Below are 16,416 nucleotides of genomic sequence, written 5' to 3' on the forward strand. Positions count from 1 at the left end.
AGGTGCTTGCGAGTAGCATAAGTATGATATAATGATGAGGAAATGGATAAAAAACAAACAGAACAGCCAGAGTCCCTGAGGTCGGAGCGTAGGGGATTTGTGGCGATGTGTGCGTCTTGGTTAAGGCGGCCAAAATCGTGGGTTATTATTAGTGGCGGTATCGTTGCCTTGGCAGTGATAGTAGTTGGGACGTTATTTGTTATTACAACACGTGGCAATGTCAGCGTCGAGCGTGTGTCCGATGAAGCCCTGCAGGAAGTCGACCGTCCAGTTCGCCTAAAGTTTAGTCAGCAACTGGGCGAAGTAAAACCGAAGATTACACCAGAAGTGCGTGGCGTGTGGCACGAAAAGCGACAATTGTTCGGCGTTTTTGAGATGGAGTTTACGCCCGACCAGCCACTGGCAGCTGATACAAATTACACCGTGGCGTTCCCGGGGGCGAGACGTTCGCTGTTTGGTAATGCAACAATCCATGATGTATCGTTCAAGACGCAAAAAGCACCACGAGTGGATACGACATCACTGGATGGCAAAGAAGTGATCGCGATGGATCAAGCGTTGACGGTGCGTTTAGGGTCACGGGCGGGTAAATTACGCGATCTAGAATTAACGACTGAGCCAGCGCTTGTACTGAAGCGTGAGTCGTCTGATGATCAAACATTTTCGTGGAAATACGCTGGCCTATTAGCGCCTGACACGCAGTACATCTTCAAGTTATACGATAAGGCCCAGAAGGAAGAGTTAAAACGTTTTACGGTGAAAAGTGCGCCGCTACCAGCGATTGGTTCACCGATTAAAGAGCATTCAGTGACGCCATCAGACGAATTGAAGTTGACATTTCAGGAAGCAATTGATGCAAAGGATCGGCCAAATATAGCGGTTGACACGGCTGGTAATGGTTCGTGGCGGAGCGATACCGAGTACGTATTCAAGGCGGATAAATTGGAGCCAGGTAAAACGTACACATATACCATCCCGAAAGGCCTACGGACAGCTCGTGGAGGTGTTCTCGTCGAGGAAGTAAAAAAGACATTTACCACTAATGGGCACGTGCGTGGTGTGGGGGCGTCCCCGTGGCGAACCACGGTTGATCAAGCGGTGCAGGATGTACGGATAACCTTTGACCAGGTGGTTGACCACAAGAGCGCCCAGGATCGTCTCAGGACTTCATCTGGTACAGTTCAGAGTATTTCCTGGCGTGGTAATACGATGGTTGCTCGGGTGGTCAATATGGGCTTTCAGCGGCAAGTTCAGGTTTGGGTAGAGCCAGGCGTGCAGCCAGTGTTTGGACTGCCGAGCGTAGAGCGAATTGCGACATCGTTCACAACTAATTCACGGGTCGTCAAACTCAATAACGTACCATTCTATCGTCAGGCGTACGCCCAAAGCTGCGAAGCGGCCTCGCTGCGTATGGCCTTGGCATATCGTGGTGTACATGATAATGATTGGAACATTTTGCAGCGTTTCGGGTACCGTCCACGACCGCGAGATAAGGCGACAAATGAGTGGGACGATCCGAATGCGCAGTTTGTGGGCGACGTAAACGGTAACCAAGGTGCGGGAACGGGCTGGGGTGTATACGCTGGTCCGGTGGCGCGGGCGGCTGGTCAGTATGGTCGCAGGACGTCAGTGGCATATGGCGCCAATGCGAATTTCGTAGCACAGCAAATTCACAATGGTAATCCAGTCATTGCGTGGGGTGTATGGCGGATTGGTGCAAAAATTGATAGTTGGAGGACGCCGTCAGGTCGGACGGTCAGCGGGCCAATACCGATGCATGTACGCCTCATTGTTGGGGTTCGCGGTGAGCCGCACGATCCGCTCGGGTTCTATGTTAATGACCCGATCGCAGGACGACTCTATTGGACGAGAGCGCAGTTTGTGGCGATGACAGCTGGTGCTGGACCGGCGGCGCAGCTGTTGGCGGTGCATTAATCGGTACTGAAGTGAGGACGGTATAGTCAGGGGCCCCGCGTCTTTGTTATTGAGCTAGCTCTATGGACGCGGGCTTTGTAGTCGGAAAGTTGAAGATGAGTATACGTATTTTTCTCGTCGTCGGGGTAATTTTCGATGTAGGCAATTTTAGCTATTAGTGAAATTCCTTTCACAATCAAAAACCACCCATCTCGCAGAAAGGGTGGTTTTTGAGTGGTGGAACTCATCATTTCTAAGCTCCAACAGGTGCCGTCACACGGTGTGACAGGTCTTATTATAGCGAAGTAAACCGCTGATTGCAATATTTTATTCACAATAAAAATAGCTTATGTAAATGTTGACAAAGTATGAGCAGTATGATAAGATGTATATATAACACATATCATGTGTGATATATAAAGGCGAGGGTTTCCATAGTAGATGATGTGGAAATCTTTTTAATTAGGGAGGAAAACTCACATGGCAGGTACAAAAATTGGTGGTATGAAAGCGGCAGCGAAAAACTTAGCGCGTGACCCAGACTTTTATGCCAAGATCGGCGCGAAGGGCGGTCGGAACGGACGGACCGGTGGCTTTGCGGCAAACCCAGCTCTGGCGCGGATCGCTGGTGCTAAAGGTGGTCGCATTTCTCGTCGGCGTAAGGTAACGACGACGGCCACGACAACCGTTAATCCAGCAACGACGGTATCAACAGTACAGGCAACGACCCAAGACGACGTGACACTGGCCGCGTAGCCAAGTTGCTTAAAATGCGCGATAGCCCTCTTTTCGTAGAGGGCTATTTGCGGTAGCGGCGGAGTTCGCAGGATCGAGCCTCGTTGACGCGCCAGTTGCTAGCACAGTGGAGACAGCGATAGTGGTGCTTGGCGATTTCTATGCCGACAGCGCTACATGTTGGGCACGTGCTGCGGGCATGTAGCCACTTGCGGTAGCTATCGAGCGCATCCTGAACGACGTCGTCATTCATGGCTAGAGTAATGTTATAGTGCGGGGCTAAGTGATGGACAGCTAGCTCCCAGGCTTGGCGTTCCATGGCGATGAGGTCGATGTCACGAGTATAGTGATGATGGTCTAGGATGGCGTGGGCAGTTTCGTGGAGTAGCTGGGCAGTAGCGGCTGGTGACGCCTCGTTAATATAAGTGATAGTCCGTGAATGGTGTGACCACGAAAAAACATCGCCAGCCTGGAACTGATACTCTGGGTAATCGCTGGTCAGCTGCTTAACGATGGGCGATAGCGTTATCGTAGCAACCATAGAGTACAGACTCCTCGGGATGTGCTGCACCAACGATGTGCGGGCAGGTGATAAATGATGGCAGCTTCTCGGTGATAAGTCCAGCTAATGATGCAGAGAATTTATCGGTGTAGCGGCCGACACCGCCGCCGATAACGATAACGTTTGGCTGAATAGCAGCGATCAACGCCTGCAGTCCTAAGCTGAGTCTCTTGGCAGCCTCAAACCAAGCTTCGGGCGGTGTTGCGTCCGATAATTCACCAAACTGTTGACTGAGCGCTCGTCCGGAAGCGAGGTTTTCCCACGAATCGATGGTTGACTGATACGCAACTTGCATATGACCAGCTTCACTGCTACGTAGGCTGGGGTGGAGGGTGCCGTTGAGGATAATACTGGTGCCGATGCCTGTGCCGATAGTGACGTAGAGGCCGCAGGCTGGTTGTGGTTCAAGGCGACGTATGCTGGCGAGGCCGGCGAGGTTGGCGTCATTTTCGAGGATGATTTGGGCGTCGGGAAAGTGCTCGGCCAGGAGGTCGCGGATGGGCACCTCGCACCAGCCGAGGTTAATGCAATATGTAGCGACACCGTCAGTAACGGTGCCGGGTAGACCGATCGAGATGTTTGTAACAGGTGCGCCCTCGGCGATCACGGTGATGGTGTCAACGACTTGTTTGATATACGCCGTAATGTCTGTTGGGGTGGCAAACCGAGTTGTCGTCTCTAGTGTGCCGTTGTCGGTAAATCGTCCGACTAATGTTTTTGTGCCTCCAGTATCAATCGCAATAATCATGAAGCTAGTATACCCCTTTACGAGAGCGGTGACAATATGGTACAGTAAGTATTAGTAACATCAGGGAGATAATAGTATGAAGCAGAACCGCCAGCGAGGATATGTTGTAATCTACGTGATTGTAGGGGTTATTTTGGCGGCGATCGCTTTGGCAACGTTATACGGATTGCGACAATTATCAGCACAGAACCAGGCCGCCTCATCGACGGAAAATGCTGCGACGAGTGAGCGGCAAAAAGAGACGAACAACACGAAAACTGACAATAAACCGGCCGACAAAAAGAAGAGCGAGAATAGCGATGAGAAAAAAGACACTTCTTCAGCTGAGTCAAATAAGTCCGCGCAGCAGCAGTCTCAACAACCCTCGCAGAATCAACCAACGCCGCCAGCTCAAAGCAATAGCCGAGAGTCATCCCGCTTACCAGCAACTGGGCCGGCTGACTCGTTGGCAGTTGGCTTCGTGTTGGGGCTGATTGTGGCTGCGGGCTTTGCTTATCGCCGGTCAATGTTGGTAGTTTAGCTTCCTTCTCTTTACTCAAGGCGTTATCTACGATATAATAAAGCGAGACCTCCAAGAGGTGGCTGTTTTGGCAGGCCGCTTGGATAAGAATATTAACGTAATACGGGAGTCTATTTGGACGTATGGCGAATCCATTGACCATGGACGATCTGCTTGCTCAGGCGAGCGACTCCGTGAAACAACTGACCACGGGCGAGGTTGTGCACGGAACTATTTTATCAATAAAGAAACATGAAGTTCTGATTGATCTGGGGCCTTTGGGCGTTGGCTTGGTGCCGCGCCGTGAGGTGAGTATGTCGAACAATTACGCAGAAGGTGACGAGGTAACTGCGAGTGTTGTCGAGGTTGAGCTGGACAACGGTTATTCACTTTTGAGCATGCGTAAAGCGGCGCGCGATCGTGGCTGGGACGAGGTCGCCGCCAAATTGGAGAGCGGTGAAATTGTAACGGTGACACCGTACGACGCCAATCGTGGTGGTCTGTTGGCTGAATATGAAGGGGTGCGCGGTTTCTTGCCGGTATCGCAGCTATCGGCTGAGCATTATCCGCGAGTTGGTTCAAATGACAAGGACGAGATCTTGCAGCGGCTTAACGTACTGGTCAACAAAGAGATTCGCGTTCGGATTTTGGATGCTGATCGCAAGGCGAACAAGCTCATCTTTTCTGAAAAAGAAGCCATCAAAGAGGGCCTGGCGGAGCGGTTCGAGAAGTTGTCAGTCGGCGATACCGTCAAGGGTATCGTGACTGGCGTGGTAGACTTTGGCGTATTTGTGAACGTTGAGGGAATTGAGGGACTGATTCACATCTCAGAAATTAGCTGGGAGCGGGTCAACAATCCGAGTGATTACGTCAAGGTTGGCCAGACTGTGGAGGCAAAGATTATCGCCATCGACAAGGAGCGTCTCAGCTTGAGTATGAAGCAACTGACGAAGGACCCATGGCTGGATGAAGTGGAGCAGTTTAAGTCGGGTGAGGACGTCGAAGGTACAGTCACACGGATTACACCGTTTGGTGCATTTGTGCAGCTAAGTCCAGCTGTCGAGGCTCTCGTTCACGTTTCGGAGCTGGGTGGCGATGGGACTGACCCGGAGAAAGTCTTTACACTGAATGAGCGCAAGACCTTTACCGTGCTAGAAATTGATAAAGATAATCGCAAGATTTCGCTGTCGCTGGCTGGCAGCAAGAAAAAATAGCCTATAGAAAAAGAGTAACGTAAACAGTTCGCCGAGGTGTCACGCCGGCGATGAAAGGAGCACGAGCAGATGACAGAAAAGATTGTCGCAATTGCAGATTCAGTAACCGTCGGAGAGCTCGCTACTACCTTGAATCTACCAGTCACAACGCTCATTGGCGAACTGTTTAAGAATGGTATCGCGGCGACGATTAATCAGCGGCTGGACTTTGAAACAGCATCAATTATTGTTGAAGAACTGGGTCTTGAGGTGACGCTCAAGAAAAAGGAGGCGGCCGTTGGTCATGCGCGTGTGGAGCATACACTGTCGGAAAGGGCAGTACCGCGCCCACCGATTGTGGCGGTGATGGGGCATGTTGATCACGGCAAGACGAGCCTGCTAGATGCGATTTTGGGTAACAAGACTGCTGCAGGCGAAGCCGGTGGCATTACGCAGCACATCAGCGCCTACCAAACGAAGCGCAACGGGCGGATGATTACACTGCTCGACACACCAGGGCACGAGGCGTTTGCAGCATTGCGGCAACACGGTGCGGTGCTGACTGACGTGGTGATCATTGTGGTGGCGGCGGACGATGGCGTCAAGCCGCAGACGGTCGAGGCGATTCGGTTTGCCCGTTCGGCTAATGCGAAAATCGTGGTGGCGATCAATAAAATTGACAAAGATACCGCCAACCCACAGCTGGTAAAAACGCAACTGGCATCTGAGCATGGCCTTAATCCTGAGGAGTGGGGCGGCGACACGGTGATGGTGGAAGTCAGCGCTAAAACTGGCCAGAATTTGGATAAGCTGCTGGATATGGTGCTACTGGTGGCAGACATGGAAGATCTGCGGGCGGATGAGGATGTGCCGGCAGAAGGCTTGGTGATTGAGGCGCATATGGAAACCGGGCGCGGCGCAGTGGTTGGGCTACTCGTCGAGCACGGTCAGCTGAAACCAGCGCATTATCTGGTGGCCGGCACGGCGTACGGTCGAGTACGGACAATGTCGGACTTTCGTGGTCAGACAATGAAAATGGCCGGCCCGAGCACACCGGTTAACGTAACTGGATTTAAGGAGCTACCGCAGTTTGGTGATAGCTTTCGGTTGGCCAAAAACGAGAAAGAAGCACGGCATCTGGCGCAGGCGGTGCGCCTAGAGCAGGAAAAAATGGCCGCCAGTACCAATGTCACCAGCTCGGATATTTTGAAAATGATGAGTCAGCAGCATGACGCTGAGTCGTTCAATGTTCTCGTCAAGGCTGATGTTCAGGGGTCGCTCACATCGGTGATTGATAGCCTGAAATTGATTGATACAGGCGGCTTGGTGGATCTACATGTCATCGGTAGTGGGGTTGGTAATATTTCAGAAAATGACATTCATCTGGCGGTTGGCGAGAACACGGTCATTTATGGTTTTAATGTCGATCTGCCGCCAGCGGTGAAACGCCTGGCAGCGCGTGAGCACGTTGAGGTGCGACTATACCGGGTAATTTATGAACTGCTTGATAATGCCAAGCAATCCATGGAGGCATTACTGGCCCCAGAGGTCGTCGAGACCGAGGTCGGCCAGCTGAGGGTTAAGGGCGTGTTCCGAACGGTGCGCGAAGAAGTGATCGCTGGTGGCGAAATGATGACGGGTAAGGTTTATAAGGGCCTGTTGGCGCGCCTGAAGCGTGGCGATGAGCACATTGCCGAGGTTGAAGTATCGTCCGTCCAGCGTCAACATCAGGAAGCCAAAGAGGTGTTTGAGGGTGAAATGTGTGGACTCAGCCTCAAAACTACGCGAAAAGTCGTTGTCGAAGAAGGTGATACACTGGAGTTCTTTACGCGGGAACTGGTAAAGAAGACGTTGTAACAACTTGTCACTGTGGGTAATTTTAGTATATTGGACGATTTTCTATTGACTTTTTTCTATAAATCTGCTAAAGTCTAAGCTATAAACATATATTTTATGAGATAGTCAAACTATTTAAATTTAAATTAGTCGCTTATCTCTGAAAGGAAACCACCACATGTCAGAAAGAAATATGCCTCGCCGCGGCAATACTATGCGATCTGCGGAACGGGTCGCCAACTCGCCAGAACAGATTCCAGCCCCTAATGCAGCAATGCAGGAGTTTGCTAGCAAGTTTTCTTCTATCTCTGAGCAAATGAATGAGGTCGTTGCCTCAAAGCGGGCGACCACGAAAGAATATAAAGCCAACAAGCAACTTTCTCCTCAGCTCGTCGAGAAGTATGGTGGTCATGACATCTACCGTGACAAGATTGTCGGATATAATCAGCAAATTGCTGGTTTACAGAATGAGCACCGTGCGCTTACTGAGTTGTATGGTGAGCTTGGTGGTGATAAGATTGATAGCCTTAAACAAGAACTGCAAGACCGCACCGGTGGTAGGGCCCGTGGCACTTGGTCGGCAGAAGCCGTGATTACCGAGCGGGCACTACGTCAGGCACAGGACGCTTTTGCTAAGAATTATGAGGATTATAAGGCTGATAAACAAAAGGGAGATCAGACGAGCCAGTCACAAGGTGAATCCAGCCCATCTCCTCTGAATACATTACCGGCTCTAGAGCCAGGTCCGAGTAGCAAGAATAATAAGTCTCCTCTTGCTTTGCCGCCAGCCAAGAAAAGTCCGGAAGGGGGCTCAGCAGGCAACAAGGGGCCAGAAGGCCAAGGTAGTAGTGGTGAGGGTGGTAAAGATCTCATAAATGAAGCCGTTAAGCTAATGGGCGAGGCTTCGCGAGTTCTCAGTGATCCAGACGCCTCTGCTGAGGATAAGGCAAAGGCACGCAAAGCTATTCAGGCAATCATAGAGAAGATTGATGGTAGTGGTGAGGATAATCCACGCCCAGCCGAGGAGAGAATCAGCGATGCTATGACTCGCATGAGCGATTTCTTTGAGAATACGTATGAGGTAGACCCTGCTACTGGTGAGAAACGATACACATATCCTGAGCATATTAGGCGCTATGAAGCTGCACGTGAGCATTTCCAAGAAGTTATGGCTCGTAAACAGAAGAGCCATGGACTACGCATCAATCCAAACGGTAAGGTTGCACAATTATTGATAGGTTCCGGTCGATGGGGTGCTAAGCTCGCCGATCGTTTAACGCGCCCGTCTAAAGAAGAGCAGGAGGCAGCGGCAGCCTACGAAGCAGCCTTGACGCAGGTTGACGTTGACCGGCACAACTTCCTCGGTCAGGAGATTGATCATGGCAATCTAACAAAAGAGGAAGTACGCGGTTTGCGTAGCCAGTTCTTTACAGCAGAGCATTACGGTAATGTCCAAGAAATTGCGCGTCTGCAGATGGATCGCGGCAAAGATGAGGACGGCAACCGTCGTCGTCCAATGAGCAAGTGGTTGCGACGTCTGGGCTATCTGACTGCTGGTGCAGTTGGTGGCGTAACGGCGATGTTTAATATACCGCTTGGTATTGCCGTTGCTGGGGCTGGCGCTGGTGTATTTCGCGGCTTGGCCAACAAGCGAAATGCCAACATGAAAGTTAGTCCAGAAGATAAAAATCCGCTGAATAAAGAATATAAAGCCGAGGCTGTGGCGGACGTATATCATCAACGATTCTTAGAGTCTATGCAGGCTCGGACTGAGGAGGCGCAAAAAGAGGGTTCTGATTGGGAGCCGGGTGCTCGTGATATCGTCGGTACGCATCTATATGAGACATCAATTGAGGCTGGCAAGAGTACCGAGCGTCTTACCAGGCCAGTGTTGGGTGCGGTGGCGCTAGCTGCGGCCATTAAATTTTCTACGGATTTGATGGGATCAGGAAGTGCCGGCGGGAGTGGCAACGTTGAAAATCCAAAGTCAGAAACTGGAGGCGGTGATAGTGCTGGAAATGTTCCACCAACAGTTTCATCAGAGACCCCGCCCGCTCAGCCTCACCTTACCGAGGTTAACACGAACGGTGCGCCAGAGAGCGTGGTTGGCGATCAGTTGCAACATCTTGGCTACAAGCTTGAAAAGGGTGATCCGACGGATATTCTGAATGAGCTTGCAAAAAAGGTTGGTCAGGATAATGTTTTTGTCGACGGTAACAATAACCCAGTAGATATGTTTACGGGAAAAGCTGGCGACCAGCAGTTTGGGGCTTGGAATGTTAACACGAGTGTGCGCTTTAGTGATGAAGCGGTGCGAGCCATTGAGGCTATGAAAGATGTTACTAAGGTTTAGAAATTAAAACAATAGGAGAACACAAACAATGACACACGAACAAATATTTGAGCAGTTAGGCATTACTGGTGCGAGTGATGAGATTAAGCAGAGCACTCTCCACAACCTCGTTGGTGCGGTTGAGGTCCAATTTGCTAGCGTTAGCGATGAGCTATTAACGGAAGAACAAGATGAGGAATTAAATAAGCTCGTTGACGCACATGATGGTGATCCTAGCGTTGTCGGTGAGTGGCTAAAAACTCATATACCAGAGGCTGGACAGCTATACCAGGCAATACTGGAGGATGAAATTGCTCGTCTAAAAAGTCGGTTGGACGCATAGGTCGTCGAATAGCTCCATGAGGTATAGTAGCATTCTGATCAGGATGCTGCTATACTAGTATAGAGAGAACGGGAACCATAAACGAGGAGACGATATGTTCCAACTAGATGATAATTTTTTGAAAGAATTAGGACTAGACCAACTGCCAGATGAGCAGAAGAAGCCGTTTTTGCAGCATATTTACAGTGAGTTGGAGCTACGGGTCGGCGAGCGGCTGAGTCAGGGGATGAGTGACGCGCAGCTGGATGAGTTTGCGAACATTATCGACAAGGCGCCGGGCGCGGTAGATGAGTTTCTCGCCAAACACGCACCAAATTACCAGCAGGAGCCAATGTTCCAGCGGCTGGTGCAGGCGACCAAGGCTGATCCGAATAATCCGGGTCTAAAAGATGAGTTTGCGGCGACGAAGTGGCTGGAGGTAAACCGGCCTGATTATCGCGACGTGGTGGCGGCAACAATGGACGAGCTGAAGAAGGAGATTATAACTAACCGCGAGGCTATTTTAGGCGGTATGAGTGCATCCTCGGCGCCGGGGCAAGCTTAGAGCGAGCTTTAGCTGCCTTAGATCATTAGCTTAGCCTTGATGGCCGCGGAGAAACGCCTCTGCGGTCATTTGTTTGCCGCTCGGGGCAATCAGCTCGAGGACGGCAAGATATCGTCCATCACAGCACTTAACGCTCAGCGGCGATTCTGGGGCGTCTGAGGCACGAGTTTTGGTAATAATGAGTTCACGGTCATGAATGCGCAGACGACTACGTGGAAAGCCGAGATACGCCCGCACATGGGCATCGGCGGCTGCGGCGGTCATGGTGGCAGGATCAATGAGCGACATATCCTTGGAAAGCAGCTGGCAATACGTGGCATCGGCGTCGTTTTGTGGGGTCGGTTGGAGCGTACCGGCGAGGATGCTTGGCAGCGTGCGCACGAGCAGGTCGCTGCCGGCGGCAAACAGTTCATCATATAGCTGCGGTTTGGTTTCAGTGCCGGTGAGCGGGTGACGGTGTTGGGCGTAAATTGGGCCAGCATCCATCTGGGCGTCAAGTTGCATAATGGAAACACCGGTTTCTGTATCTTGGTGTGCAATGGCGGCCTCAATGGGCGAAGGGCCACGCCATTTTGGTAGTAGCGAGGGATGGAGATTAATAATACCAGGAGTGAAGAGGTCAATGATTGACTGGGGGATAATTTTGCCGTAGGCGACGAGGACGCCAGCGACAGGCTGGAGGGCGGTGATATCGGGGATAATGTCGCGGAGTTTGTTGGGCTGCCAGACGAGGATGCCATGTTGGCGGGCAAAGGTCTTGACTGGTGGTTCGGTAAGCTTATGGCCGCGGCCGCTACGCATATCGGGTTTGGTGATGACGGCGCGAATGGGAAATCCTGCCTCGTAGATTGCCTTAAGGGCAATTAGGCTGTACGCTTCGGTGCCGAAAAAGATGATTGGCGACACGTTAGTCCCACAGCTGAGCATTATCTTTGATGTCGGCTTCATAATCAAGCGGCTGTAATTCACCAGAATCATCGAGCGTGTAAAAAGCGTCGTGCTGGTCGCGGATATGGTCGATAAAGACGACGCCGTTGGTGTGATCGATCTCGTGCTGGATGACACGGGCGAGGAAACCTTCGGCCTTGAGGCGAATCTCGTTGCCATCAAGGTCAAGAGCCTTGACACGGATTTTAGAATGGCGGGGGACTTTGCCGTAGACGTGCTTGACGCTGAGGCAGCCTTCGAAATCGGCAACAATTTCTCCCTCGTATTTGACAATTTCGGGGTTGATCAGGGTGGTGAATTCGCGAGTGGCTTTGTCGTCAAAGTCGCTGCGGACGATGATGACGCGCTCGAGATGATCAACCTGGATGGCAGCTAGGGCAGCGCTGATTTCATGAGGGCGAGAATCTTCCCAGTCAAGAGCGGCCGCGATCATATCGGCTGATAACTGACGCACCTCGTCGGTGATGACGTGAATTTTAGCTGATTTTTGGCGGAGATGCGGATTTGGTAGAGCAATGATATCGTCTTTAGTCATTGTGATCATTATAGCATATGTGGCTAGAGGAGGCTGGTCGGGTCGAGCTCAGCCTGCCAATGAGTCGGTGGCACGAGGTCAAGGAGACTGACGAGGTCGCTGCGGCGGGGGCTTTTGAGAATGAGCTGCCAGCGGTACGTGTCGCGGACTCGCTCATAAAATGCCGGTGTTGGGCCGAGGATGTGTACGTCGGCCGGGGCAGCCGCTTGCAGTGTCTGGGCAAGCTTTTTGGCGTTGCGGATAGCGGTGGCTTCGGTTTTGTAGACGCAGGTTAATTTGAGCAGATAGACAAATGGCGGAAATCCAGTAGCGCGTCGCCGCGCGATAGCGCGGGTGTAAAAATCAGCATAATTTTGAGCGAGTCCGTCGCGGATGGCGGGATGATCCGGCTGAAAGGTCTGGACGATGACGTCGGTGGCGTGATGGGAGCGGCCAACGCGGCCAACGACTTGGGCCAGCAGCTGAAAGGTGCGCTCGCTTGAGGAAAAGTCAGGCAGTGTCAACCCGGCGTCAGCTTGGACGACACCAACAGTGCGTAGGTGCGGTAGATCGAGGCCCTTGGCGATCACTTGGGTGCCAATGATGATGCCAATTGAACCGTTTTTGAGCTCATTGTAGCGCTTATCGGCCGCGTCGTGGGTACTTGTATCGGCATCGAAGCGGGCGATGGTGCTTGCGGGAAAGAGCTTGCGTAATTCTGCCTCGATGCGCTTGGTGCCGAGGCCTTTATGAATGATATCGGCATGACGACACTCGGGGCAGCTGGTAGGGACGGTTGCAGTGAAACCGCAGATATGACAGAGGAGCTGGTGCTGGTCGGCGTGTAAGGTGAGCGGCACGAAGCAGCGCGGACAGCCAGCATTCCAGCCGCATTGTTCACATAGGGTGATAGCGGCAGTGCCGCGGCGATTGTGAAAAATGAGGGCTTGATTACCGTCATTCAGCGAGCCGGTGATAGCCGAGAGTAGTTGATCAGAGAGAAAGAAATGCTGAGTAAAGTTTGTGCGCTTGGTCATATCAACCAGCGAGATGCGTGGCTTGACGGCGTCTGAACGGGCGGGCGTGGGCATAGCGATGATAGGCCGGCCAGCGGTTTTTGCCAGAAAATAATCGCTGATCGTAGGGGTGGCACTGCCGAGAACGAGCTTGGCTTCATGCTGGCGAGCGAGAATGGCCGCAGTGCGCAGCGCTGAGTAGCGGGGCGATTGTTCTTGTTTGAAGCTGGGTTCGTGACATTCATCAATGACGACGAGGCCCAGCTGCTGGACGGGCATGAACAGGGCCGATCGAGGGCCGATGACGATGAGCGGGTCGCGTGAATTAATAACATGTTGCCAAGTCACGTGCCGCTCGGCTTCGGTCTGGCGCGAGTGGGTGAGGATAATATTGTCGAAATACCTCGCAAATTCGGTAACGAGTTGTGAGGTGAGGGCAATTTCTGGTACCAGGATAATTGACGACAAGCCCTCGTCCATCAGCCGCCGGGCGAGCTCAATATAGACACGTGTTTTGCCAGATCCAGTCACGCCATGTAGCAGGGCGCTGCCAGGAAGCATGTCGTCAATGGTGGTGATGGCGGCTCTCTGGTCGGGCGTGAGGGCTGTCATCGGTGGTCGTGAGGCCTGCGGACTGGTGGCGCGTGCGGGTATGTGGCGGCGCTTTTTCGTCAAACCGCGTGGCAGAATGGTTTGCCAGACGGTCGCGAGATGCGTATAATAATAGCTACTCATCCACAGAGCCGTTTGGATGAGCGGTAGCGGCACGGGAGCGTCATCTAAAATCTGGACAATTTCTTTAACCGTAAACTCAGGCTTAACGACTGCTGACATGATGACACCAACGCAATGAGCCGAGCCAACTTCTATAACGACCAGCGCACCGACTGGCAGCTGCTCAGGGTGTGCATAGGTAAACGAGTGCGCATCGGCACGAATGATCTTGATCGGTGATACCAAATAGTAGTGCATGTCTTGCTTTATTATACCGCGCTGGCTGGTTGAATATAATCATGAGCGTTTTAGGGTGTAAGCACGTATGCTGAAGGGTAGGGCGTATAATTGTCGAAAAAAGCTTGTCGGGTGTTGTAAAATTGTGATACACTGAGTGATAGCGAAAGGGAATATGGGGAGAGAATGCTTGACATTTTTATTACATCACGAGTGAGACGCAAAATCGTAGTTGTGTATGCCAAGTATCCTGATTTTCATACGCACGTACGTGGCCTAGCGAAGCTGATTAAGGAAGATCCGGGTAATATTCAGCGCGAGCTCAAGCGGCTAGAGAAGGTTGGTTTCCTGAGGAGTGAGAAGCAAGGCAATTCGCGGGCATACTTTACGAACAAGCAGTTCCCAATTTTCAAGGAATTACAGAGCATGGTGATTAAGTCGCAGCAACATGCGGCCCGGCCGAAGCGCGGCTCGGTTGATAGAGATTGATGACCTTATTTGAGCGGATTTTGACAGCGCGCGGCCTGACGACGCGGGCGGCGCGCGAGGCTTTTTTGCGGCCGGATTATATGGCGGTGAAACATGATCCGTTTTTGCTGCCGGACATGGAGAAGGCGGTGGCGCGGTTGAAACGGGCGCGGCAGCAGGGCGAAAAAATCGTCATTTACGGTGATTATGATATTGATGGGTTGAGCGCTACGGCGCTGCTGCTGGACGCGTTTGGTAAGTTTGGTTTTGAGGATGTTGACGCTTTCATCCCGAACCGGTTTGTTGAGGGTTACGGCATGACCATGGGTGCGGTGGACAAGGTGTGCGACATGGGCGCGGATTTGATCGTGACGGTGGATACTGGTAGTTTGTGCCATGCGGAGATCGCATATGCCGCTAGCTTGGGGATTGATACGGTGGTGACGGATCATCACAACGTGGCCGAAACGCCGCCACCAAGCGTGGCAGCGGTGAATCCGAAATTTCCAGGACATACTTATCCATTTCGTGATTTGTGTGGTGCGGGCGTGGCGTTTAAGTTGGTGCAGGCACTGCAGACTGAACTGGATGGGTTGCCTGACGGCTATGAAAAATGGCTGCTCGATTTGGTGGCGTTGGGGACGGTGTGCGACATTGTGACGTTGGCTGATGAAAATAGGGCAAATGTGTATTGGGGTTTGGAGGTGTTGAAGAAACAACAACGCCCAGGACTGAAAGCGTTGATGGTAGTGGCGGGTATTGAACCAGAGCAGGTCAATGCTAGGCATTTGGGGTTTGGTTTGGGTCCGCGAATGAATGCGGCGGGTCGGCTGGAAACGGCGCAGCATGCACTGGATATGTTGGTGGCGCGCGATGGATTGGCGGCATTGGAGGCGAGCGAAAAACTGGAGGAATTGAACGGTAAGCGGCGCGGTATTCAGGATGCGATTTTTGAGGAAGCGTGTGTACAAGCCGAGCAGTTGGCTGGTGATCGGGTGCTGGTGGTCAGTAGTGATGGCTGGAATCACGGCGTTATCGGCATTGTGGCGTCGAAGCTGGTGGAGAAATATAAAAAGCCGGTATTTATCATTGGCGAGCGCGGCGAGGAAGCAACGGGTTCGGCGCGCAGTTTTGGTGATTTTTCAGCGGCAGATGCCGTGCGGGCAGCGGATGACATTATTATCAAAGGTGGCGGGCACGGAGCGGCGGCTGGCGTGACGCTGGAGACTGAAAAGATTGGTGATTTTCGTCGTCGCGTGAATGAGTTTTATGATTCGCTGCAGCTTACAAACCAAGAGCGATATTTGCTGCCGCGAGCTGATGTGGAAATCGGTGATTTTTCGGAAATCACTGAAGAATTGATAGAAAATTTGGCGAAAATGGAGCCATTTGGCAATGGTAATCCCGAACCAGTGCTAAAAATTACCAGGGCATCAGTTTTGAACGCGCGACGGATGGGCGCGGACGGGCAGCACGTTAAATTAGCGCTGCGTGATAAAAATGGTAAAGTGTTGCAGATGCTGGCGTTCAACGCATCAGAGGAATTCTTCCGCGAGCCAGGCGACGAGGTGGTGACGTGGTTCCAGCCGACTATTAACGAATGGCAGGGAGCGCGGACGGTTGAGGGGCGGCTGTTGCACGTAACTTTATTAGATTGATGTGATAATTACAACTTTTATCTGGAGGTGACAACTAGTCGCTTGAGTGCAGTAGGTTTTTCGTTGTGAAATTAGCAACGGTGTTATGTATCGAAAATACGCACTTCTCTCGAGTAATGTCAGCAACTTGACAAATCACGAGAGAAAGAGTAATA

General features: G+C 51.9%; 15 protein-coding genes. 10 read left to right on the plus strand and 5 right to left on the minus strand.

Annotation, left to right across the window (positions count from 1 at the left end):
• Positions 1-42 precede the first annotated feature (42 nt).
• Complete coding sequence (locus FBF29_00780) at positions 43-1,935, plus strand: hypothetical protein (protein ID QJU07237.1); 1,893 nt, start codon at positions 43-45, stop codon at positions 1,933-1,935.
• A 459-nt stretch (positions 1,936-2,394) separates the two neighbouring features.
• The gene (locus tag FBF29_00785; GenBank protein ID QJU07238.1) at positions 2,395-2,670 is read left to right on the plus strand and encodes a hypothetical protein; all 276 of its coding nucleotides are present in this window, start codon (positions 2,395-2,397) and stop codon (positions 2,668-2,670) included.
• A 43-nt stretch (positions 2,671-2,713) separates the two neighbouring features.
• Here FBF29_00785 and FBF29_00790 read toward each other — a convergent pair whose 3' ends face one another.
• Both FBF29_00790 and FBF29_00795 read right to left on the minus strand, forming a co-directional pair.
• Positions 2,714-3,190 carry a hypothetical protein gene (locus FBF29_00790; GenBank protein ID QJU07239.1) on the minus strand — a complete coding sequence of 159 codons (477 nt, stop codon included), beginning with the start codon at positions 3,188-3,190 and terminating at the stop codon, positions 2,714-2,716.
• A complete protein-coding gene (locus tag FBF29_00795; GenBank protein ID QJU07240.1) occupies positions 3,156-3,959 on the minus strand; it encodes an ROK family protein in 804 nt (267 codons plus the stop codon). Before FBF29_00795 ends, FBF29_00790 begins: the two co-directional genes overlap by 35 nt.
• 76 nt (positions 3,960-4,035) lie before the next feature.
• Here FBF29_00795 and FBF29_00800 point away from each other — a divergent pair, with 76 nt between their 5' ends.
• From FBF29_00800 to FBF29_00825, 6 genes are all read left to right on the plus strand, one after another.
• Positions 4,036-4,479 carry a hypothetical protein gene (locus tag FBF29_00800; GenBank protein QJU07241.1) on the plus strand — a complete coding sequence of 148 codons (444 nt, stop codon included), beginning with the start codon at positions 4,036-4,038 and terminating at the stop codon, positions 4,477-4,479.
• 122 nt (positions 4,480-4,601) lie between these two features.
• The gene (locus FBF29_00805; GenBank protein ID QJU07242.1) at positions 4,602-5,672 is read left to right on the plus strand and encodes a S1 RNA-binding domain-containing protein; all 1,071 of its coding nucleotides are present in this window, start codon (positions 4,602-4,604) and stop codon (positions 5,670-5,672) included.
• A 69-nt stretch (positions 5,673-5,741) separates the two neighbouring features.
• A complete protein-coding gene (locus tag FBF29_00810) occupies positions 5,742-7,508 on the plus strand; it encodes a translation initiation factor IF-2 (GenBank protein ID QJU07243.1) in 1,767 nt (588 codons plus the stop codon).
• Positions 7,509-7,665: 157 nt separating this feature from the next.
• Positions 7,666-9,840, plus strand: coding sequence for a hypothetical protein (locus FBF29_00815; protein QJU07244.1), 2,175 nt, complete (start codon positions 7,666-7,668; stop codon positions 9,838-9,840).
• A gap of 28 nt (positions 9,841-9,868) precedes the next feature.
• Positions 9,869-10,162: a hypothetical protein gene (locus FBF29_00820; protein QJU07245.1), complete on the plus strand. Its 294-nt coding sequence runs from the start codon at positions 9,869-9,871 to the stop codon at positions 10,160-10,162.
• 94 nt (positions 10,163-10,256) lie between these two features.
• On the plus strand, positions 10,257-10,706 hold the full coding sequence (locus tag FBF29_00825; GenBank protein QJU07246.1) for a hypothetical protein: 450 nt from the start codon (positions 10,257-10,259) through the stop codon (positions 10,704-10,706).
• Between the two features lie 30 nt (positions 10,707-10,736).
• Here FBF29_00825 and fmt read toward each other — a convergent pair whose 3' ends face one another.
• The 3 genes from fmt to priA are packed head-to-tail and all read right to left on the minus strand — an operon-like array spanning position 10,737 to position 14,156.
• Positions 10,737-11,633, minus strand: a complete 897-nt coding sequence (gene fmt, locus FBF29_00830) for a methionyl-tRNA formyltransferase (GenBank protein ID QJU07949.1) — start codon at positions 11,631-11,633, stop codon at positions 10,737-10,739.
• Entirely contained in the window at positions 11,614-12,189 is a 576-nt protein-coding gene (def, locus tag FBF29_00835; GenBank protein QJU07247.1) for a peptide deformylase, read from the minus strand. Before def ends, fmt begins: the two co-directional genes overlap by 20 nt.
• Before the next feature lie 23 nt (positions 12,190-12,212).
• Positions 12,213-14,156: a primosomal protein N' gene (gene priA / locus FBF29_00840; GenBank protein ID QJU07248.1), complete on the minus strand. Its 1,944-nt coding sequence runs from the start codon at positions 14,154-14,156 to the stop codon at positions 12,213-12,215.
• Between the two features lie 165 nt (positions 14,157-14,321).
• On the opposite strand from priA, the gene FBF29_00845 reads away from it, so the two are divergent.
• Both FBF29_00845 and recJ read left to right on the plus strand, forming a co-directional pair.
• A complete protein-coding gene (locus tag FBF29_00845; protein ID QJU07249.1) occupies positions 14,322-14,624 on the plus strand; it encodes an ArsR family transcriptional regulator in 303 nt (100 codons plus the stop codon).
• Positions 14,624-16,261 (plus strand): single-stranded-DNA-specific exonuclease RecJ, encoded by a 1,638-nt coding sequence (recJ, locus tag FBF29_00850; protein ID QJU07250.1) that lies wholly within the window; start codon positions 14,624-14,626, stop codon positions 16,259-16,261. Before FBF29_00845 ends, recJ begins: the two co-directional genes overlap by 1 nt.
• Positions 16,262-16,416 lie beyond the last annotated feature (155 nt).

The organism is Candidatus Saccharibacteria bacterium oral taxon 488, from assembly GCA_013099015.1.
Classification (GTDB): Bacteria; Patescibacteriota; Saccharimonadia; order Saccharimonadales; family Saccharimonadaceae; genus Nanosynbacter.

Excerpts from the sequence above, each read along its gene's own strand:
- FBF29_00815 (QJU07244.1), top strand. The coding sequence starts at position 7,666 with ATGTCAGAAAGAAATATGCCTCGCCGCGGCAATACTATGCGATCTGCG.
- FBF29_00810 (QJU07243.1), top strand. The coding sequence starts at position 5,742 with ATGACAGAAAAGATTGTCGCAATTGCAGATTCAGTAACCGTCGGAGAG.
- FBF29_00790 (QJU07239.1), bottom strand. The coding sequence starts at position 3,190 with ATGGTTGCTACGATAACGCTATCGCCCATCGTTAAGCAGCTGACCAGC.
- FBF29_00795 (QJU07240.1), bottom strand. The coding sequence starts at position 3,959 with ATGATTATTGCGATTGATACTGGAGGCACAAAAACATTAGTCGGACGA.
- priA (QJU07248.1), bottom strand. The coding sequence starts at position 14,156 with ATGCACTACTATTTGGTATCACCGATCAAGATCATTCGTGCCGATGCG.
- FBF29_00785 (QJU07238.1), top strand. The coding sequence starts at position 2,395 with ATGGCAGGTACAAAAATTGGTGGTATGAAAGCGGCAGCGAAAAACTTA.
- recJ (QJU07250.1), top strand. The coding sequence starts at position 14,624 with ATGACCTTATTTGAGCGGATTTTGACAGCGCGCGGCCTGACGACGCGG.
- def (QJU07247.1), bottom strand. The coding sequence starts at position 12,189 with ATGACTAAAGACGATATCATTGCTCTACCAAATCCGCATCTCCGCCAA.
- FBF29_00845 (QJU07249.1), top strand. The coding sequence starts at position 14,322 with ATGCTTGACATTTTTATTACATCACGAGTGAGACGCAAAATCGTAGTT.
- FBF29_00820 (QJU07245.1), top strand. The coding sequence starts at position 9,869 with ATGACACACGAACAAATATTTGAGCAGTTAGGCATTACTGGTGCGAGT.
- FBF29_00805 (QJU07242.1), top strand. The coding sequence starts at position 4,602 with ATGGCGAATCCATTGACCATGGACGATCTGCTTGCTCAGGCGAGCGAC.
- FBF29_00800 (QJU07241.1), top strand. The coding sequence starts at position 4,036 with ATGAAGCAGAACCGCCAGCGAGGATATGTTGTAATCTACGTGATTGTA.
- FBF29_00780 (QJU07237.1), top strand. The coding sequence starts at position 43 with ATGGATAAAAAACAAACAGAACAGCCAGAGTCCCTGAGGTCGGAGCGT.
- fmt (QJU07949.1), bottom strand. The coding sequence starts at position 11,633 with ATGCTCAGCTGTGGGACTAACGTGTCGCCAATCATCTTTTTCGGCACC.
- FBF29_00825 (QJU07246.1), top strand. The coding sequence starts at position 10,257 with ATGTTCCAACTAGATGATAATTTTTTGAAAGAATTAGGACTAGACCAA.